At 69.4% G+C, this 19,286-nt stretch carries 17 protein-coding genes; 9 read left to right on the top strand and 8 right to left on the bottom strand.

All coding sequences use genetic code 11. From position 1 onward, the window contains the following. The first annotated feature begins 30 nt into the window (after positions 1–30). The 6 genes from RPX00_RS02390 to RPX00_RS02365 all read left to right on the top strand — a co-directional run bounded on the left by RPX00_RS02390 (position 31) and on the right by RPX00_RS02365 (position 8,867). Entirely contained in the window at positions 31–360 is a 330-nt protein-coding gene (locus tag RPX00_RS02390; RefSeq protein ID WP_406637025.1) for a YciI family protein, read from the top strand. A 2-nt stretch (positions 361–362) separates the two neighbouring features. Next, on the top strand, positions 363–1,598 hold the full coding sequence (locus tag RPX00_RS02385) for an RNA polymerase sigma factor (RefSeq protein ID WP_406642733.1): 1,236 nt from the start codon (positions 363–365) through the stop codon (positions 1,596–1,598). Positions 1,599–2,318: 720 nt separating this feature from the next. Then, positions 2,319–5,669, top strand: coding sequence for a TM0106 family RecB-like putative nuclease (locus RPX00_RS02380; RefSeq protein ID WP_406637023.1), 3,351 nt, complete (start codon positions 2,319–2,321; stop codon positions 5,667–5,669). Positions 5,670–7,157: 1,488 nt separating this feature from the next. Further along, a complete protein-coding gene (locus RPX00_RS02375; RefSeq protein ID WP_406637022.1) occupies positions 7,158–8,273 on the top strand; it encodes an FAD-dependent oxidoreductase in 1,116 nt (371 codons plus the stop codon). 113 nt (positions 8,274–8,386) lie between these two features. Further along, positions 8,387–8,626 carry a PLDc N-terminal domain-containing protein gene (locus tag RPX00_RS02370; RefSeq protein WP_406637020.1) on the top strand — a complete coding sequence of 80 codons (240 nt, stop codon included), beginning with the start codon at positions 8,387–8,389 and terminating at the stop codon, positions 8,624–8,626. 88 nt (positions 8,627–8,714) lie between these two features. Then, a complete protein-coding gene (locus RPX00_RS02365) occupies positions 8,715–8,867 on the top strand; it encodes a nuclear transport factor 2 family protein (RefSeq protein ID WP_406637018.1) in 153 nt (50 codons plus the stop codon). A 54-nt stretch (positions 8,868–8,921) separates the two neighbouring features. Here RPX00_RS02365 and RPX00_RS02360 read toward each other — a convergent pair whose 3' ends face one another. Beyond that, positions 8,922–9,437, bottom strand: coding sequence for a lytic polysaccharide monooxygenase auxiliary activity family 9 protein (locus RPX00_RS02360; protein ID WP_406637016.1), 516 nt, complete (start codon positions 9,435–9,437; stop codon positions 8,922–8,924). A gap of 235 nt (positions 9,438–9,672) precedes the next feature. On the opposite strand from RPX00_RS02360, the gene RPX00_RS02355 reads away from it, so the two are divergent. Next, a complete protein-coding gene (locus tag RPX00_RS02355; protein ID WP_406637014.1) occupies positions 9,673–11,028 on the top strand; it encodes an NAD-dependent succinate-semialdehyde dehydrogenase in 1,356 nt (451 codons plus the stop codon). Between the two features lie 13 nt (positions 11,029–11,041). Here RPX00_RS02355 and RPX00_RS02350 read toward each other — a convergent pair whose 3' ends face one another. The 3 genes from RPX00_RS02350 to RPX00_RS02340 all read right to left on the bottom strand — a co-directional run bounded on the left by RPX00_RS02350 (position 11,042) and on the right by RPX00_RS02340 (position 12,941). After that, complete coding sequence (locus RPX00_RS02350; RefSeq protein ID WP_406637012.1) at positions 11,042–11,635, bottom strand: TetR/AcrR family transcriptional regulator; 594 nt, start codon at positions 11,633–11,635, stop codon at positions 11,042–11,044. 4 nt (positions 11,636–11,639) lie between these two features. Further along, positions 11,640–12,506, bottom strand: a complete 867-nt coding sequence (locus RPX00_RS02345) for an alpha/beta fold hydrolase (RefSeq protein ID WP_406637010.1) — start codon at positions 12,504–12,506, stop codon at positions 11,640–11,642. A 72-nt stretch (positions 12,507–12,578) separates the two neighbouring features. Further along, positions 12,579–12,941, bottom strand: a complete 363-nt coding sequence (locus RPX00_RS02340; RefSeq protein WP_406637009.1) for a winged helix-turn-helix transcriptional regulator — start codon at positions 12,939–12,941, stop codon at positions 12,579–12,581. Positions 12,942–13,026: 85 nt separating this feature from the next. Here RPX00_RS02340 and RPX00_RS02335 point away from each other — a divergent pair, with 85 nt between their 5' ends. Further along, positions 13,027–13,866, top strand: a complete 840-nt coding sequence (locus RPX00_RS02335; protein WP_406637007.1) for an SDR family oxidoreductase — start codon at positions 13,027–13,029, stop codon at positions 13,864–13,866. 3 nt (positions 13,867–13,869) lie between these two features. Here the strand turns inward: RPX00_RS02335 and RPX00_RS02330 are convergent, their stop codons facing one another. Beyond that, positions 13,870–14,268 (bottom strand): Fur family transcriptional regulator, encoded by a 399-nt coding sequence (locus tag RPX00_RS02330; RefSeq protein ID WP_406637005.1) that lies wholly within the window; start codon positions 14,266–14,268, stop codon positions 13,870–13,872. 118 nt (positions 14,269–14,386) lie between these two features. Here RPX00_RS02330 and RPX00_RS02325 point away from each other — a divergent pair, with 118 nt between their 5' ends. Next, on the top strand, positions 14,387–14,809 hold the full coding sequence (locus tag RPX00_RS02325) for a Fur family transcriptional regulator (RefSeq protein ID WP_406637003.1): 423 nt from the start codon (positions 14,387–14,389) through the stop codon (positions 14,807–14,809). Here the strand turns inward: RPX00_RS02325 and RPX00_RS02320 are convergent. The 3 genes from RPX00_RS02320 to RPX00_RS02310 all read right to left on the bottom strand — a co-directional run bounded on the left by RPX00_RS02320 (position 14,806) and on the right by RPX00_RS02310 (position 19,245). Continuing rightward, positions 14,806–16,407: a DUF885 domain-containing protein gene (locus RPX00_RS02320; RefSeq protein ID WP_406637001.1), complete on the bottom strand. Its 1,602-nt coding sequence runs from the start codon at positions 16,405–16,407 to the stop codon at positions 14,806–14,808. The genes RPX00_RS02325 and RPX00_RS02320 overlap by 4 nt on opposite strands. A 117-nt stretch (positions 16,408–16,524) precedes the next feature. Continuing rightward, complete coding sequence (gene argG / locus RPX00_RS02315; RefSeq protein ID WP_344272209.1) at positions 16,525–17,973, bottom strand: argininosuccinate synthase; 1,449 nt, start codon at positions 17,971–17,973, stop codon at positions 16,525–16,527. Between the two features lie 186 nt (positions 17,974–18,159). Further along, the gene (locus RPX00_RS02310) at positions 18,160–19,245 is read right to left on the bottom strand and encodes a glycosyltransferase (RefSeq protein ID WP_406636999.1); all 1,086 of its coding nucleotides are present in this window, start codon (positions 19,243–19,245) and stop codon (positions 18,160–18,162) included. Positions 19,246–19,286 lie beyond the last annotated feature (41 nt).

Here is a 19,286-nt window from a genome sequence, read left to right as displayed (position 1 = left end):
CTTTTCGACCGCACAGGAGATGATCCTCGGATGCAGTACCTGATTTCCGTCGTCCACGACGAGGCCAGCCTCGCCACCCCGGAGGAACACGCCGCGATCGACGTGTTCAACGACCGGCTCCAGACCGAGGGCCACTGGGTCTTCGCGGGCGGCCTCGCCGCGCCGGACACCGCCACCGTCCTCGACAACCGGGACGGGGCGAGCCTGGTCACCGACGGTCCATTCCTGGAGTCCAAGGAGTACCTCGCCGGTTTCTGGGTCGTCGAGGCTCCGGATCTTGACGTGGCGCTCAAGCTCGCCGCCGAGGGGTCGAAGGCGTGCAACCGCAAGGTCGAGGTGCGGCCGTTCCTGGCCGGATGAGCGTGCGCGACGTCCAGGAGGCGATCACCCGGGCTCACCGCGAGGAATGGGCCCGGGTGGTCGCCGGCTTGACCAAACGCTTCGGCGACCTCGACATCGCCGAAGAAGCCGCCGCCGAAGCCTTCGCGACCGCGGTGGAGCGATGGCCGTCCGACGGCGTGCCGCCCAACCCCGGCGCCTGGCTCACCACGACCGCCGCCCGCAAAGCCATCGACCGGCTCCGCCGCGAGACCAAACGCGACGACAAGCACAAGGAGGCCCACGCGGTGCACGACGACACCCCGCCCGAGCCTCCGAGCGCCATCGACGACGACCGGCTCCGGCTGATCTTCACCTGCTGTCACCCGGCTCTGGCCCCGGAAGCCCGCGTGGCGCTGACCCTGCGCATGGTCGGCGGCCTGACCGTGCCCGAGATCGCCCGCGCCTTCCTGGTGGCCGAAACCACCATGGGGCAACGGATCACCCGCGCGAAAGCCAAGATCAAGGCGGCCCGCATCCCGTACCAGGTGCCGTCGACCGACGACCTCCCGACCCGCGTCGCCGGCGTACTGACCGCGCTTTTCCTGGTATTCAACGAGGGCTACCTGGCCACCGGCCCCGGCACCGACCCGATCCGGCACGACCTGACCACCGAGGCGATCCGGTTGACCCGCCTGATCCGCGCACTCCTGCCCGGCGACGGCGAGGCCACCGGACTGCTGGCCCTCATGCTCCTCACCGAAGCCCGCCGCCCCGCCCGCGTCTCACCCGCCGGCGAACTGGTCGCCCTGGACGAGCAGGACCGCACAGCCTGGGACCGGGCCCTGATCGCCGAAGGCCACCGCCTGGTGCGCGAACGCCTAGCCGCTGCCGCCGACGACGTGGCTCCGGGCCGCTACCAGATCCTGGCCGCGATCAACGCCGTGCACACGTCCGCCCGCGACATGCGCGAGACCGACTGGTCGCAGATCCTCGCCCTCTATGACCAGCTCGTCCGCGTGGACCCGTCCCCGATCGTCGCACTGAACCGCGCCGTCGCAGTCGCCGAACTCGACGGCCCGGACGCGGCACTGACCGCGGTCGACACCCTCGCGGACCGGCTCGCCGGCTACCACCCGTACCACGCCACCCGCGCCGACCTCCTGCGCCGCTTGGGCCGCGTCGAGGAGTCACGCACGGCGTACGACAAGGCGATCGAGCTGGCGGGGAACACTGCCGAGCGTGCCTCGCTCGCCCGCCGCCGCGCCGAGTTGCCGTAGCCGTCCACCGGGTCCAGGTTGGTCGCACACCGACTTGCTGCCGTGCCGAGTTGCCGTAGCGTCCACCGGTTCCGGGCCAGACGCACACCGACTTGCTGCCGTGCCGAGTTGCCGTAGCGTCTAGCGGTTCCGGGTCGGTCGCATACCGACTTGCTGCCGCGCCGGTTGGGCCACCTCGGGGAGCCGTGTGCGGCCTATGCCGAAGCGATCGAGCTGGCAGGGACACGTCGCTGAACGTGCCTCGCTGGCTCACCGCCGCGCTAGGTCGCCGTCGCGCCCGGGGCTCAGGCCGGTTGCACGCCGGCTGGCCATGTCGACAGACCATGCCCAGGACACCCTGCCGTTGCCCACCGCAATCTGCCGCCACACCACAGCAGGATCTCGCCCACTCGAGCCAGGGTCGCGCCCTCGAGCCAGGACCTCGCCCACCCGAGCCGCCCGACTGACCGGTCGCCCGTGATCAACCTCCGCCCAGACCGATCACGAAGCCGCCCAGCCACCCAGCCACGAAGCCGAACGCACGTCACCACACGACTACCCACCGCCCATTCGCACCGTCATCCGCATCTCCTCCAAACACTCACCTCCATCGTCACCAGCTCCTTTCCTCCCTGTTCCCGCGCACTCCAAGAGCATCCCACCCACCACCGACAATTCCGGGCGGCGTGTCGGCGCCCGCCTTGCCGGGACCCGCCGCCCGCCGTGACAGACTGCCGGGCGATGTACACGCCGTCTGATCTCGCTGACCTGCTCGAATGCGAGCACCGGAGCATCCTCAAGCAGGCGCTGGCGGCGGGGATACCCGGCGCGCCGCGGCCCAGTTCGGCACCCGATCGGCTGGCGGTGAAGCACGGTCGCGCGCACGAGGCGGCCACGCTCAGCCGGTTGCGCGGCGAGCGGACGCAGGTCGTCGAGATCGAGGAGCACGATCCGGTCGTCGCGGCGAAAGCCACTGAGGAAGCGTTGCGAGCGGGCGCGCCGGTGGTCTACCAGGCGGTGTTCCACGACGGCGAGTTCTCCGGACGCGCCGATTTCCTCTTGCGCGACGATCAGGGCCGTTACGAGGTCTACGACACGAAACTCGCCCGGCACGCTAAGCCGTCCGCGGTCGTGCAGCTCACCGCGTATGCGGACGCGCTCCGGCGCGGCGGCTGGCCCACCGGCCCGGAAATGCATCTGCTGCTGGGCGACGGCAGCACGCGCAGCCTCCGCGTCGACGACTTCCTCCCGCTCGTGGACCGGCTCCGCGACCGGTTGCAGGACCGTTCGCCGCAGCTGCCCGACCGGATCTGGGCCGACGAGCGCCCGGCATGCACCGGATGCGCGTTCGCCGACCACTGCGCGTCCGCACGCGAGGCGGACCGGGATCTGTCGCTGGTCGCCGGCATGCGCAGCGAGCAGCGGCGCAAGCTGGCCACCGCCGGGCTCGGCACCATCGACGCGCTCGCCAGTGCCGAGCCCGCCGACCGTCCGCGCGACATGTCCGAGGGCACGTTCGCCTCGTTGCGCGCGCAGGCCGCGATCCAGGTCCGGCAGGACGAAACCGGTGAACTGGCCTACGAAATCATCGCCCCGGACGCGCTCGCCGAACTGCCCGAAGCCAGCCCCGGCGACGTCTTCTTCGACATGGAAGGCGACCCGTACGCGCTGGCTGGCACCGGCCTCGAGTACCTCTTCGGCGCGGTGACCCCGGACGAGCGCTTCACACCCTTCTGGGCGCACTCGCGCGCGCAGGAGAAACGAGCGTTCGAGGAGTTCATCGACTTCGCCACCGCACGGCTCGCCGAGCACCCCGACGCGCACGTCTACCACTACGCGCCGTACGAGGTCACGGCGATCAAGCGGCTCGCTGCCGTCCACGGCACGCGCGAGGAAGCCGTGGACGAGCTGGTGCGCAGCGGCGCGATGATCGACCTGTATGCCGTGGTACGCAAGGCTTTGCGGGTAGGACAGCGGTCGTATTCGATCAAGTATCTAGAACCACTGTACATGCCGGAAGCCCGTGACGGCGACGTAAAAACGGCGGCGTCGAGCATCGAGGCGTATGAGGACTACCTGACGCTCTCCTCCGCCGGAGACGCCGAAAAAGCCGACGAAATCCTGCGCGGCATCGCGGACTACAACGAGTACGACTGCGTCTCCACCTTGCGCCTGCACGAATTCCTCCACCGCGTGCGCACCGAAGCCGGAATCGCCCTGGCGGAGCCGGACCCGGAGTCCGAAGTGGACGCTCTGCTCCGCCGCACCGAAGAAGAGGAAGCGGCCCAGCGCCGAGCCGAACGCGCCGCCGCGATGGCGGCGCTGGTCGACCCGCTCCTGGACGGCCTCCCCGAGGACCCCGCGGACTTCACTCCCGACGACCACGCCCGCGCCCTGCTCGCCGCCTCCGTTGGCTACCACCGCCGCGAGACGAACCCCGCGTGGTGGGAGTTCTTCCGGCAGCTGGCCGCCCCGCTCAGCGACCTCGAAGTGGACACGACCTGTGCGGTCCCGGTGTCGGTGACCGCGGGCGAGTGGGTGCCGCCGTCCGGCAGGCTGCGCACCGCGAAACGCACGCTGGTGGTGAAGTGCGACCCGGACCGTCCGCACCCGTTCGCGCCCGGCGACGACGTGCGATTGCGTTACGGCGCCGACGCTCGCGACGCGAAAGTCGTGTCCGCGACGGCCGTCGAAGTGACCCTGGAAGAGAGCAGCGCGCCGGACCGGACGTCCGACGACCGTCCCGCCGCCGTCCTGCCGGGCAGTCCAGTCCGCCCGTCGCCGAAGGACGAGGCGGTCGCCGATCTCGCCCGGCTGGTCGGGGAAACTCTGCCCGCGCTTCCGTCACACCCCGGCGTCGATCTGCTCCGCCGCATCCCCCGGCTGCGCGGCGGTTTGCCCGAACCGGGGGAAGATCTGGTCGCCACGGTGATCACTGCGGTCGACAAACTGGACGGTTCGGTGCTCGCCGTCCAAGGCCCGCCCGGGGCCGGAAAGACTTACCTGGCCGGAAAACTGATCGCGCATCTCGTGCGTTCGGGCCGGACCGTCGGCGTCACGTCGAACAGCCATAAAGCGGTCGAGAACGTGCTTTCGGCGGCGATGGAGAACGCACCGGAGATGGCCTGCGCCAAGCGCGCGAAGCGGACGCCGGATCCGGAATTGCCTTGGGAACAGCCGAAAAACAACAACGCGCTGGTACGCTGGCGTGAAGAACACGACATGGGTCACCTGGTCGGCGGCACGGCATGGACGTTCGCCAACGCCGCCGTGCGCGAAGAACCGTTCGACGTCCTGGTGATCGACGAGGCCGGTCAGTTCGCCCTCGCGGACGCGCTCGCGGTTTCGATGTGCGCGAAAAACGTTGTGCTGCTGGGAGATCCGCAGCAGCTGCCGCAGGTGGTACAGGGCACGCATCCGGCTGGCGCGGAGGCTTCGGCACTGGGCCACTTGATCGGCGACGCCGACATCATCCCGCCGGAACTCGGGTACTTCCTCGACCTGACGCGCCGCATGCACCCCGCCGTATGTGCGCCGGTCTCGAACCTGTCGTACGCCGGTTTGCTGCACTCGCACCCCACCGCGGAGCGCTCGATAGACGGCTTCCCCTCAGGTCTCTATCTTGCCTCGGTCGAGCATCGCGGGAACACCACGCGTTCGGTGGAAGAAGCCGAGCAGGTGGTGTCGGTGATCAAGTCGCTGCACGGCCGATCCTGGGAAGGCCGCCCGCTCACCGACGCCGATTTCCTAGTCGTAGCCCCGTACAACCTGCAGGCGCGGGTGGTGACGCGCGCCCTGTCCGACGCCGGCTTCGGCGACGTCCGAGTCGGCACGGTGGACCGGTTCCAGGGGCAAGAAGCACCCGTTGTGGTGACCACCATGACGTCCTCGTCGGCGGTAGACTTGCCACGAGGCCTTGATTTTCTGTTGTCCCGTAATCGTTTGAACGTCGCCCTGTCACGTGCGCAGTCCGTTGCGGTCCTGGTGTGCTCCCCGAAGCTGCTCGAGGCGGACATCCGCACGGTCGACCAGATGCGGCTGGTCTCCGGAATGCTGGGGTTGCTGCGCGACGCTCGCGAGTGGATCGACTGAGCTTCTTCCGCGAGTGGCTCGGTGGAGTCACGGCGAGTGGAGTGGCTGGGCCCTGCGCCTGGGTTGGGTGGGCCGCCGTGAGGGGGCGACTGAGCTTCCGCGAGTAGTTCGGTTGAGCCACGGCGAAGTGGAGCGGCTGGACCCAGCACCTGGGTCGGGTGGGCCTGCGCTTTGGGCCGGGTGAGCTGCCGTGAGCGGCTCGGCCGAACTGTGCGAGCGGATCGGCCGAGTGCTGCGAGTGGATCGGCTGAGTCGCTGGGAACGGATCGGGCTGGATCCTGCGAGCGGGTCGGCCGAGCCATGTGAGCGGTTCGGCCGAACCTCGTGATTGGTTCAGCTGAGCCGTCGTGGGTGGTTCGGGTGGGCCGTGCGCGTGGTTCAGTTGAGCCGTCGTGAGTGGCTCGGGTGGGCTGTGCGCGTGGTTCGGTCGAGTTACCGGAAACGGATCGGCTGAGTCCTGCGGTTGGTTCGCTTGAACCGACGCGAGCGGAGCGGTTGGGCCGCTGTGAGCGGATCGGCTGAACCAACGCGTATGCATCGGCTGAGCGGGGGTGCGCCGCCCGGCCGGTCCGGTCGGGATCCGGCGGCCGGGCGGGCACATGTCCCCGCTCGCGCGACCGTGGGGGAGAGGTGGCGCGGCGAGCGAGGTGGTCTGGTGTCCTGCGGAGAGCGAAGTCGTGCGCGGGGCACAGCGGTGGGCGAAGTGCTCTGGATGCCCGTGGCGAGCGAAACGATCCGGGCGCACCTCGCGACAGCCGTGGTGAAGGGGTGCCCCGCGGTCGGCGAGGCAGGCTGGGCGCCCCACGCGTCCGGCCGATGCGGGTGCCGGAGCGGGGGCGCGGGGTCCCCGTCCGCGCGGGGCACTGGGGGAGACGCCGCGGCGGACGGGGTGGCTGAGTGTTCCTTGAGGACAGCGTCGCTATTCAGTAGAACTCGTTGCGGGCCAAGAACATTCCCGCATACGAGGGGTGTGCTCCCGCTCTCCGTCCGGACCGGCTGGGGGTTACCGGCCGGCGGGAGCAGGAGCACCGGATCCCGTTCCGCGTCTGGGGGGAGCAGTGGCGCGGACCGGGTGGTTGTGCGCCGGTACGGGGGCCGCCTCGCGGCGAGTGGCACGACCAGGCTCCGGCCGAACCGGTATTCCTGGAAGGCAGAAGGTGAGGCCCGGGGGCACCTCCGTACCGACACCCTGTACAACGCGCCAAGCCCGCGAATGTTCCGGCCCCATAAGGTGATCTGGGTCGCCACCAATCGAGTGACCGTTTGGTCGGATCCAACGCTGGGCGATCAGGTTGGCGAATCGTGGCGGCGAGCGGGCGGCCGCCGTCAGCGTGACTCGACAGTTCAGCACGCCCCGTTCGGCCGGACTCGGACCCCGCGGCTCTACCCAGAGTTGACCACCGTCACTCTATAGCGAACTTGTTCGTAACGAACATGTTCGTTAAGCTAGCCGTCAACACAGCACCGCGAAAGAAACGGAGCACTCCCATGACCATCACCATCGTCGGCGCCGGCCTCGGCGGTCTCAGCCTCGCCCGCGTCCTGCACGTCCACGGCATCGAAGCCACCGTCCTCGACCTCGACGCGTCCCCGTCCGCCCGCGCGCAGGGCGGCATGCTCGACATCCACGAGGACTCCGGCCAGGTTGCCCTCCACGCCGCCGGCCTGCATGCCGAATTCAGCACCCTGATCCACTCCGGCGGCCAGGAAGCCCGCATCTACGACCGCACCGCCGCCTTACTCTTCTCCGAGGTGGACGACGGTGGCGGCGACCGGCCGGAAGTCGACCGCGGTGCGCTGCGCGACCTCCTGCTCAACTCGTTGCCGGCGGGCACCGTCCGCTGGGGTACGAAGGTCACCGCCGCCGAATCGCTGTCCGGCGGGCGGCATCGGCTCACCCTCGCGGACGGCACGTCCCTCACGACGGACCTGCTCGTCGGAGCCGACGGTGCCTGGTCGCGGATCCGTCCCCTGGTCTCGCCGGACAAACCGGCCTACTCCGGGATCTCCTTCGTCGAGATCGACCTCCTCGAAGCCGACTCCCGGCACCCGGACGCGGCGGACCTCCTCGGCGGCGGCATGAGCTTCTCCCTCGGCGAGGGCAAAGGCTTTCTCGCGCACCGCGAACCGGACGGCAGCCTGCACGTCTACGTCGCTCTGCGCGTCCCGGAAACCTGGACCGCGTCCATCGACTTCACCGACCGCGACGCCGCCAAGGCCGCCATCCTGAGCCACTTCGAAGGCTGGTCCGACCGGCTCCGTGCCCTGGTCGCGGACGCGGACGGCGACCTGGTTCCGCGGTTGATCCACGCGCTTCCCGTCGGACATTCGTGGGCGCGGGTGCCCGGCGTCACGCTGCTCGGCGACGCCGCGCACCTGATGTCGCCGTTCGCGGGGGAGGGCGCGAACCTCGCCATGCTCGACGGTGCCGAGTTGGGGCTCGCGCTCGCGCGGCACTCGGGTGACGTCGAACGCGCGCTTGCCGAGTACGAGGCCGCGTTGTTCCCGCGCAGCGCGAAATCGGCCGAGGAGTCGGCGCAAAGCCTGGAGATCTGTTTCCGCGACGACGCGCCGGCGGGGCTGCTCGAGTTCTTCGGAGCCTGACGTCCACTGTGGACTACGACTTAAGCTGTACCCGGATCGAGCCGTCAAGCCGATCCGGGCGCGGCAGCTCCGCTCGCACAATGGGTTTCAGCCCGCTGTGAGAGAGGAATCCGATGACCGCCGTCCTGGCCGACACCGTCCACCAAGGCCTGCAATTCGCCGCCGTTGCCGGGATCGCGGTGCTGGTGGCGTTTCCGGTACTGCTGTTCCTTGGCGCGCTGGTGAGCGTGCTCGGCAGTCCGCTTGGCTTCGGAATGAAGGCGGTGTGGGTGATCTTCGCGTTCTGCGCGCCGTTCCTCGGGCCGATGCTGTGGTTCCTGGTCGGCAAGCGGAGCGCCGAAACCGCGCGCTGACACAAGATGTCAGTGAGCTTCCGGGCATGAAACATGAGATCGACGAATTCCTGCGCAGCTTAGCTGGCCGGAACCGCATCATCCCGCAGTGCTGCTCGGGACGAGCACCCAAACGGTCAAACTGACCGGCAAACGTTTCGCGACGAGCTTCGCGGTCCGCCTGACCGTCGGCGGAGGGTTGATTACGCGGTACCACGTCTACGAAGACAGCCTCGCCGTCGCCGAGGCGTTCGCCGGATAGCGCCGGGCAGCCGGAGCGGAGATTTCCGCCCGGCTGCCCGGGGCCTTCGCGCGGTCAGGAAACGTTCAAGTCGATACAGGCGTAGAAGGCGTTGTCGGTGTCGGCGATGTTCCACACCGCGAGCACCTTCTGCTGTCCGCTGTAGCCGCTCAGATCGACCTGGTGCGACACGGTTTCCGGCGGGATCGAGTCGTTGCCGCTGAAGTTCGCGACCTCGGTGCCGCCGATGAAGTACTGGTAGTCGAGGGTGCGGTGGCGCGCGGTGAACACCCAGTTGAAGGTGACCTGCGAGCCGACCTGGGTGACCTTCCAGCCCTTGCTGTCGTCGTCGAGGTCGGCGAACCGGTCGACGCCGCCGCTGCAGCTGTGCAGGCCTTTCGGTCCTTCGACGCTCTGCGGTTCCCACTGGATGTCGCCGCAGGACACCGTTCCGTCCGCGCATTGGGCCTGCCTGCTCGGCGGGGAGTTGACGTAGCCGTGCGCGCTGGCGATGCCAGGTCCGATCAGCATCAGCACCGGAGCGAGCGCCGCGCCGCCGAGTGCGGCGAGGATCGTGCGTTTGCGGGGCATGGTGGCTCCTTCGAAGCCGGGCCCGCTCCGCGCCGGAGGGCGATCGGCCGGGCCAGGGCACGACCGACGAGCCCGCGGTGGGGTGGTGCGCGGGCGAAGGGGTGGGGAGATTTGTGGTCTAGACCATACTCGGCCGCCCGCGCTCGGTCAAGAACCGGCTACCCTGTGTCATCTATACACAGGATACTGTATGCAATATGATGTCGAGGAGGATACCGACCGCAGGGAGACCGCGATGTACACGGTGACCAACCCGGCCACAGGTCAGCTGATCGAGGAAATCGACAACGCGACCGACGAGGAGGTCCGCGCGGCGATCGAGCGCGTCGGCAGCGGATACCGCAGCTGGCGCGACCGCCCGGTGGCGGAACGGGCGGCGATCGTCGCGCGTGCCGCGGATCTTTTCGAGGAACGTGCCGACGAACTGGCCGCCGTCATGACGCTGGAGATGGGCAAGCGGATCAACGAGGGCCGCGGCGAGGTCGGCATCGTCGTGGACATCTTCCGCTACTACGCCGACCGCGGCCCGGACCTGATCGCCGACCAGCCGCTGGCCATCCGCGGCGGGTCCGCGGTGATCCGCAAGGAACCGATCGGCGCGCTGCTCGGCGTGATGCCGTGGAATTTCCCGTGCTATCAGGTGGCCCGGTTCGTCGCGCCGAACCTGGTGCTGGGCAACACGATCCTGCTCAAACACGCGTCGATCTGCCCGCGTTCGGCGCTGGCGATCGAGAAAATCCTGCACGAAGCAGGCGTACCGGACGATGCGTACGTGAACATTTTCGCCTCGAGCCGCCAGGTCCCGTCGATTCTCGCTGACCCGCGCATCCAAGGCGTTTCCCTGACCGGCAGCGAGCAAGCCGGCATCTCCGTCGCGGCCGAGGCGGGCCGGAACCTGAAACGGTGCGTGCTGGAACTCGGCGGCGCGGATCCGTTGCTGGTCCTCGACACCGCGGATTTGGACGAAACGGTCCATGCGGTCGCGACTGCGCGGATGCGAAACTGCGGGCAGTCTTGCAATGCTCCCAAGCGGATTATCGTCCAATCTGACCTTTATGCCGAGTTCGTGGACCGCTTCACCAAGCGGGTCGCGGACTATTACGTGCCGGGCGATCCGTCGGATCCGGCAGTGAAGTTGCCGCCACTGGCTTCTGTCGCTGCTGCTGACGAAGTCGCTGCTCAGGTAGCCCGCGCGGTGGAGCAGGGCGCGACGCTGCGCACCGGCGGTCGCCGAGGCGAGGGGGCATATCTGGAGGCGACCGTCCTGACTGACGTCACGCCTGAGATGGACGCTTACCGGGAGGAGATTTTCGGCCCGGTGGCGATCTTGTTCCGGGCGGAATCAGATGATCATGCGATTGAGATCGCCAACGATTCGCCGTTCGGTTTAGGGGCGGCGGTATTCGGCACGGACCCGGTCCGGTTGCGCCGCGCCGCGGACCGGCTGGAGGCGGGAATGGTGTATTTCAACAAATCCGGCGGGTCGCAGGCGGATTTGCCGTTCGGCGGGATCAAACGGTCGGGGATGGGGCGGGAGCTGGGGCCGTCGGGGATTGAGGAGTTCATGAACCAGAAGTCGATCCGGCTCTGAACCGCTCGATCGCCTAAGCGGTCCGCAACAACCCGCCCAGCCACCCAGCGAACACCTGCTGCACATCCCCCCGCACCCGGTCCGGCTCATCCGCGTTCGCGATCATCCGCGCCGCTTCCATCACCGTCGCCAGTACCAGCTGCGCCAGCGCATCCACCGGCGTATCCACGATCAACCCGGCATCCCGCGCCGCCGTCAGGTGGTCGGCTACCAGGCCCAAGCCGTACTCCGCTTCGAGTTCTCGCCAGGCGTCCCAGCCCAGTACGGCCGGGGCGTCGGTCAGCGAGATCCGGCGGACGTCCGGGCGCAGGCACGCGTCCAGGAACACCCCCAGTGCTCCCGAAAGGCCGGAGAGCGGGTCCGGTGCGTTGTCGAGGACTTCGGAGACCTCGGCGGTCAGTTCCCGCTCAACCACTTCGACCACCGCCCGGAACAGGCCGAGTTTGTCGCCGAAGTGGTGGTACAGCGCGCCCCTCGTGACGCCTGCCGTGCGCGTGATTTCTTCGGCGGGCACGTCGTGGTAACCGCGCACGCCGAAGAGGTCGCGGGCGGCCTTGATCAGTGCGGCTCGCGTCGCGTCGGAGCGTTCTTGCTGGGTACGTCGCACGCACCTAATCTGCCATGGCGGTGGCGAAGCGCGTGATGTGCCCGGCCAGAGCGTCCGGCTGGTCCTCGGACACGAAGGTGTAGGAGTCCGGCACCTCGACGATCTCCGCGTCCGGCAGGATCTCCGCGAGCCGGTGCGCGAGGCTGATCGGGAACAGTTTTTCCTCGGGCGGCCACACCAGCAGTACCGGGTGCTTGAACTGGCGCAGTTTTTCGGCCGCGGCGAGGGTGTGGCTGGAGTCGACGGTGCGCAGGAACTTGCGCAAATCCCTTCGCAGGCCAGGGGATTTCCGCAGTTTGCCCAGGTACTCCTCCGCGACGTCGGGCGGCAGCGGACGCTTCGTGACCCAGCCGAACAGCACCGGCAGCCGGTACAGCGGCTTGATCCGCAGCAGCTGGCCGAGCACCGTCATCGAGCCCGGGACGCGCGCGATCGCCGGCAGTGGCTGGAAGATCGGCGGGAAGAAGTACTCGAAGCTGTCCGACGGCGTCAGCACGACCCGTCCGACTCGCTCCGGATATCGCGCGAGCAGCAGTTGCGTGATGGCGCCGCCGGTGTCGTTGGCGACCAGGATGACGTCCTCCAGGTCGAGCGCGGTGAGGAAGTCGCCCAGCAGGGTGGCGAGGCCGGCGGCGCTGAGGTCGGCGTCCGAGCGCATCGGGACCGGATGCGCGCCCAGCGGCAGATCCGGGGCCAGGCAACGGAATCCGGCGTCCGCGACGGTGGGGACGACCTTGCGCCACAGCAGTGCGTTCGTGAGCACGCCGTGCACGAAGACGACCGGGCGGCCGCGTCCGCGTTCGAAGTACCGGATCTCGCCTTGCGGGAGGTTGACGTGCCGGGCAGTGCCGAGTTCCTCGTAAGTAGTCATGCGGCGAAGATACATACATGCAGTCTGTATGTAAATTACCTCTGAGGTAATGCCGGACCGGTTCGAGGTCGGCTACCGGGAGCCCAGCCGCTGGGTGATGCGGTCGAAGAGGTCGTCGAGGGGTTCGCGGACTTCCTGGCCGAACTCGGTCAAGCCGTAGGTGACCTGGGGCGGGGTGGTCGGCTCGACGCGACGCCAGACGAGGCCGTCCTCGACCAGGGCGCGCAGGGACTGGGCGAGCATCTTTTCGCTGATCCCCTGGATGCTTTCGCGCAGTTCGAAGAACCGGAGTTCCTTGTCCCGCAACGAGATGAGGATCCAGACGCCCCACCGGCTGGTCACGTGGCCGAGCACGGCGCGGGCGGGGCAGTCGGTGTGAAACACCTCATACCGCGGCTCGGGGACGGCCGGGGTGAACTGCGCGCTTCCTGTCACGTATCGAGCTTACCGAAAGGTATGTCCTTACGAAGAGTAAGCGAACCGGCCTAGCTTCGGACGCACATCGAAGAAGGAGCTGCAGATGATCGTGGTAACCGGGGCTACCGGAAACATCGGACGGCCGTTGGTGCGGGCGCTCGCCGAGGCGGGCGAGCAGGTGACGGCGGTGTCGCGAAACGCCGCGGAGGTGCCGGACGGCGTACGGCACGTGGTGGCCGATCTGGCTGACCCGGCCAGTCTCGAACCCGCGCTGACCGGGGCGAAGGCGTTGTTCCTCTTGCTGTCCGGCGATTTGCACGCGGTCGGCGCCAACCCGGCCGACCTCATCGCGAAGGCGGCGGACGCCGGGGTCCGCCGGGTCGTCCTGCTCTCCACTCTGGGCGTGGCGACCAGGCCGTTCGGCACGACGCGGATCGCCATGCGCGCGCTGGAGGACACGCTGCGGGAGTCCGGTCTGGACTGGGCGATCCTGCGGCCGGGCGGGTTCGACTCCAACGCGCTGTGGTGGGCGGAATCCGTCCGCACGCAGGGGATGGTTGCCGCGCCGTTCGGGGACACCGGGGTGCCGATCATCGATCCGGCGGACATCGCCGAGGTCGCGGCGGCGTGCCTGGTGGACGACCGGCACGTCGGCGGCGTGTACGAGCTGACCGGGCCGGAGGTGATCACGCCGCGCCAGCAGACGGCGGCGCTGGCCGCCGCGCTCGGCCAGCCGGTGCGGTTCCACGAGCTGACCCGCGCCGAGGCCAAGGCGGGCATGACCCAAAGCATGCCGGGCGAACTCGCCGACGACACCCTGGACATCCTCAGCTCGCCGACCCCGGCCGAACTGCGCGTGAGCCCGGACGTCGAGCGGGTTCTCGGCCGCCCGCCGCGTTCCTTCGCCGACTGGGCGGCGCGCAATATCGCCGCGTTCCGCTGAGGGCTACTCGGCCGGGGCGCAGCGCGAGCACAGGCCGGACACCGTCTCCTCGGCCGATTCCGCCGGCGCGCCGGCGATTGCCTCCAGCCGGCCGCATTGGCCGCACAGCAGGTGCCGGTGGTCGAAGCCGGAAAGTTCGTAGCGTTGCGCGACGCCGACGTGGTCGAAGCGGTGGACGAGGCCGGCGGTGACGCCGGTGGCCAGCACGTCGTGGACCGCCCTGGTGGACGCCATCGGCAGCCGTTCGCGCACCGGCGGCAGCAGCTCCGCGACGGTCACGTGCGGGTTTTCGGCCAGCACTTCCAGCACGACCTGCCGGGCGGTGGTCACGCGCAGGCCGGCGCGCCGGAGCCGGACACCGGCGTCGGCGCTGGACGGGGTAGGTGCGGAGGTCGTGAGCACGCTTCCTTTGTAGTCCGCACAGTTGATCCAGTCAAATGTAAGATCGGGTCAACTCTGGAAGTGTGAGCCACTGCACGCTAAAATTGACTGGGTCAAGTGTGCGGGTACCATCCGGGGCATGGACGAGTTCGGGGCGCGCCTGCGCGACAAGGGTCTGCGCAACACGCCGCAGCGGCGTGCGGTGCTGGCCGCGGTCGCGCGGACCCCGCACGTCACGGCCGCGGAGATCGCGACGGTGCTCGACGCCGACGGGGCCGTCGGCGCGTTGTCCAGGCAGGGCCTTTACAACGTGCTCGACGACCTCGTCGGCGCCCGGCTGCTGCGTCCGCTGGAACCGGCGGGCTCGCCCGCGCGGTTCGAACTCGAAACCCACGACAACCACCACCACCTGGTCTGCCGCGGCTGCGGCCGGATCCAGGACGTGCCGTGCGCGGTCGGCGCCGCGCCGTGCCTCGAACCCGCGCCGGTGCCGGGGTTCCGGGTGGATCAGGCAGAGGTGACCTGGTGGGGGATGTGCGCTGACTGCGAGGCCAAGGCTTAGCGCAGCGCGTCCTGCAACGCCGAGAGCCCGACCGGGCCGACGGCGAGTGCGTCGCGATGCCATTGGCGCAGCGTGAACCCGGGCTTGGCGGCGGCTTCGGCACGCGCCTGAAGCCACGCGCGTTCGCCGATCTTGTACGAGATCGCCTGGCCCGGCCAGCCGAGGTAGCGCACGATTTCGGCGTGCACGCGGTGCTGCGCGGCCAGTCCGCGCTCGTGCAGGAACCGGCACGCGGTGTCGAAGTCCCAGCGGGAGCCGTCCGGCAGCGGCAGGTCGAGGTGCGAACCGAGGTCGATCACGACGCGCGCGGCCCGCAGCGCGGAGCCGGCGAGCATGCCGAGGCGGGTGCCGCGCTCGGAAAACCAGCCCAGTTCGTCCGCGAGGCGTTCGGCGTACAGCGCCCAGCCTTCCGCGTGACCGCTCGACGAGTGCACGCGCGCGTACCGGCTCACCGAGTCCCCGGCCAGGCTGGCGACGCCGATCTGCAGATGATGTCCGGGAACGCCTTCGTGGAACACCGTCGTCAGCTCGGACCAGGTCGCGAAGCGCTCTCGTCCGCCAAGCGGCCACCACGTGCGGCCGGGACGGGTGCCGTCCTCGGCGGGGCCGGTGTAGTACGGCGAACCGGACGCGGAGCCGTAAGCGAGCGTGACGTCCAAGGCGCGCAACGGTTCCGGGATGTCGAAGTGCTCGCTGGCGGCGTCCAGCGCCCGGTCGTGCGCCGCGCGTAGCCAGTCCAAATAGGACTCTTCGCCGAGCACCGCGCACTCGTCGTCCAGCCGCGCGAGGACTTCCGCCACACTCGCGCCGGGCTGGATTTTCGCGACCTCTGCGGCGATCTCCGTTTCGATGCGCTGCAGTTCCGCCCAGCCCCATTCGTACGCCTCGGCAAGGTCGATGTCCGCACCAAGGGAAAGCCGTGCGGCGACGGCGTAGCGTTCCGCGCCGACGCCGTCGGTTTCGGTGGCGTATGGGGCGTAATCCTCGCGCAGGAACCGGGCGAGGGACGCGTAGCCGCGGTGGGCGCTCTCGGCGGCGGCGCGCAGTTCGTCGGCTTGTGGCCCGTCGCCGTACTCCTCGACGAGTGCATTGTGGACACCGGCGTACCGGTCGGCCTGCGCCGCCGTCTCCAGCGCCTGCCGACGCGCCGCGCTCAGGCCGCGGTCAAGACCGGCTTGGAGCGTCTTCTGCCAGCCGTCGAGCATCGTTTCGACGCCGGCCATCCGGACCGCGAGGACGTGCCAGTCGTCAGCGTCGCCGCGCGGCAGCAGCCGGATCGAATCGGCGAGGATGTTCAGCGTGCCGAAATGGGCCTGGACCTGGCGGAACGGCTCGTCCAGCTCGTGCCAGGCCAGTTCGGCCTCGAGACTGTCCCGCAGATGCGCGGCCGCGATCCGGTCCGCGCGCGATTCGGCGGTCAGCGTCGAGAGCGCGGCCAGCGTGCGCCGGGCCAGGTCGGCGCGGGCGGCGAACCCGTCCGGGGTGAAGTCGGTGAGCGCGGTCGCGTCGGTGGTCACGCCGTCCAGGGTCGCGGCGATCGGGTCGAGCGCGGCCTCGGCGGTGACGTGGTCGGCGGACAGCTGGAAAATCGGGGTCACGCCGCCACGTTAGCCGGGAGCCTCGGCCCGAATATAGAGACGTTAGCGGGGTGCGAACGCTGGTATATAGAGGATGCCCGCGCCGGTGGTCCGACGCGGGCATCCGTGGGAAAAAGCTCAGTCGGTGCCGGATTCCATCGCGGCGCGGTCGAGCAGTTCGACGTCGTCGGCCCGGCCGCGCGACGCGATCGTCTCGGCCCCGCCCTCGGGCATCGCGCCGATCAGGCCGGTCGCGGCCGCCTGCGCGGCGCCGATCAGCTTCGGGTGGGAGGTGCCGCCGACCATGCCGAGGCTCGCGTACTGCTCCAGCTTGGCGCGCGAGTCGGCGATGTCGAGGTTCCGCATGGTCAGCTGGCCGATCCGGTCGACCGGGCCGAACGCGGAGTCCTCGGTGCGCTCCATCGACAGCTTGTCCGGGTGGTAGCTGAACGCCGGACCGGACGTGTCGAGGATCGAGTAGTCCTCGCCGCGCCGCAGCCGCAGCGTGACCTCGCCGGTGATCGCGGTGCCGACCCAGCGCTGCAGCGATTCGCGCAGCATCATCGCCTGCGGGTCGAGCCAGCGGCCCTCGTACATCAGCCTGCCGAGGCGGCGGCCTTCGTTGTGGTAGCTGGCGATGGTGTCCTCGTTGTGCACCGCGTTGACCAGCCGCTCGTACGCCGCGTGCAGCAGCGCCATGCCCGGGGCCTCGTAGATGCCGCGGCTCTTGGCCTCGATGATCCGGTTCTCGATCTGGTCGGACATGCCGAGGCCGTGCCGCCCGCCGATCGCGTTGGCCTCCAGCACCAGCTCGACCGCGGTGCCGAACTCCTTGCCGTTGATGCTCACCGGACGGCCCTGCTCGAAGCCGATCGTGACGTCCTCGGGCGCGATCTCGACCGCCGGGTCCCAGAACCGCACGCCCATGATCGGCTCGACGATCTCGATGCCGGTGTCGAGGTGCTCCAGCGACTTCGCCTCGTGCGTGGCGCCCCAGATGTTGGCGTCGGTGGAGTAGGCCTTCTCGGTGCTGTCGCGGTAGGGCAGGTCGTGCGCCTGCAGCCACTCGGACATCTCCTTGCGGCCGCCGAGTTCGCCGACGAACGCCGCGTCGAGCCACGGCTTGTAGATCCGCAGCCCGGGGTTGGCCAGCAGGCCGTAGCGGTAGAACCGCTCGATGTCGTTGCCCTTGTAGGTGGAGCCGTCGCCCCAGATCTGGACGTCGTCCTCCAGCATCGCGCGCACCAGCAGGGTGCCGGTGACCGCGCGGCCGAGCGGGGTGGTGTTGAAGTAGGCCCGGCCGCCGGTGCGGATGTGGAACGCACCGCAGGTCAGCGCGGCGAGCCCCTCCTCGACGAGGGCTTCCTTGCAGTCGACCAGCCGCGCGAGTTCCGCCCCGTAGGCGTGCGCGCGGCCGGGGACGGACGCGATGTCGGGTTCGTCGTACTGGCCGATGTCGGCGGTGTAGGTGCACGGAACCGCACCCTTGTCGCGCATCCACGCCACCGCCACGGACGTGTCGAGGCCGCCGGAGAACGCGATGCCGACCCGCTCGCCGACGGGAAGGGAAGTGAGCACCTTGGACATAGGAATGATTATGCACGATGATGTATGAACGTGCATCCCCGGGTGGTGTGAACTCGCTCTCCCGGGTTCTGCGCGCGGCTCGGCGGCGTCGGCGGGAGCGCTCCGGCAGTTGCGACTTCTGGGCTCTTAGGTTCTCTGATGGTCGCGATGCGCCCGTGGCGTCGTCGGCGCAGATGAACTCCCGGGTCAGTACGTGCGCCCCTTCCATCCAGTCCGGCGGCGGGCCGAGTCGATCGTCATCAGCGTGTACAGCCCCGCGGTGAACGGCAGCAACAGCCCCGCGACCAGGGGCTGCCGGTAATACCGCGCGACCGGCACGAACGTCGCCGCCATCACGGCCCACGCCGCGGCGGCCTGCCAGGAGCCGGTCAGGGCGAGCACCGGCGGGGCGAGGAACACGACCATCATGCCGACCACGGTCCCGGCCAGCAGCAGCGGCGAGTGCCGCAGCTGGGTGTACGCGCTGCGGGCCACCATCTGCCATAGGTCCGCGAGCCGCGGGTATGGCCGGACGCTCCAGACCTTCGACGCGTAACCCAGCCAAATCCGGCCACCTGCGGACGCAGCGGCACGGGCGAGTGCGACGTCGTCGATGAGCGCGCCGCGGATCGCCGCGATCCCGCCAGCGCGTTCGAGCGCTGAGCGGCGGACGAGGACGCAACCGCCGGCTGCGGCGGCCGTGCGCCAGCGGGCGGAGTTCACGCGGCGGAAGGGGTAGAGCATCGCGAAGAAGTAGACGAAAGCGGGCACGATCAGCCGTTCCCAGAACGTTTCGGTGCGCAGAACGGCCATTTGGGACACCAAGTCCCGGCTGCCGGACGCGGCGACGAGGGTTTCCAGCGAATCGGGGCCGTGTGCGATGTCGGCGTCGGTGAGGAGCAGGAGGTCGACGTCGCCTGCCTCGCGGACGCCGTGTGCGACGGCCCAGAGCTTGCCGGTCCAGCCGTCCGGTGGTTCGCCGGGGCTGGTGACGGTGAGCGGGAGTCCATTGGGGACAGTCAGCGAGCGCGCGACCTCGGTGGTGCCGTCGGTGCTGCCGTCGTCGACGAGGATGACTCGCGCGTCGCCCGGGTAGCTCTGCCGGAGCAGGGTGGACAGGGTGTTCGGCAGCAGGTCGGCCTCGTCGCGGGCGGGGACCACGATGGCGACCGACGGCCAGCTGTCCGGCCGGCCCAGCTCGGGCAAGCGCTGGTCGGTGCGCCAGAACCAGCTGTGGCACAACGCGAGTCCGGCCCACACCGCCAGCGTCGCCCACGCGAGGACCGTGCTCATGCGCGGAGTGTAGTGACTGGCAGCAAACTGACAGGTCGCTC

The sequence above is a fragment of the Amycolatopsis sp. WGS_07 genome, from assembly GCF_045278895.1.
Taxonomy (GTDB): Bacteria; Actinomycetota; Actinomycetes; order Mycobacteriales; family Pseudonocardiaceae; genus Amycolatopsis.
This window is presented reverse-complemented; position numbering and strand designations above follow the sequence as displayed.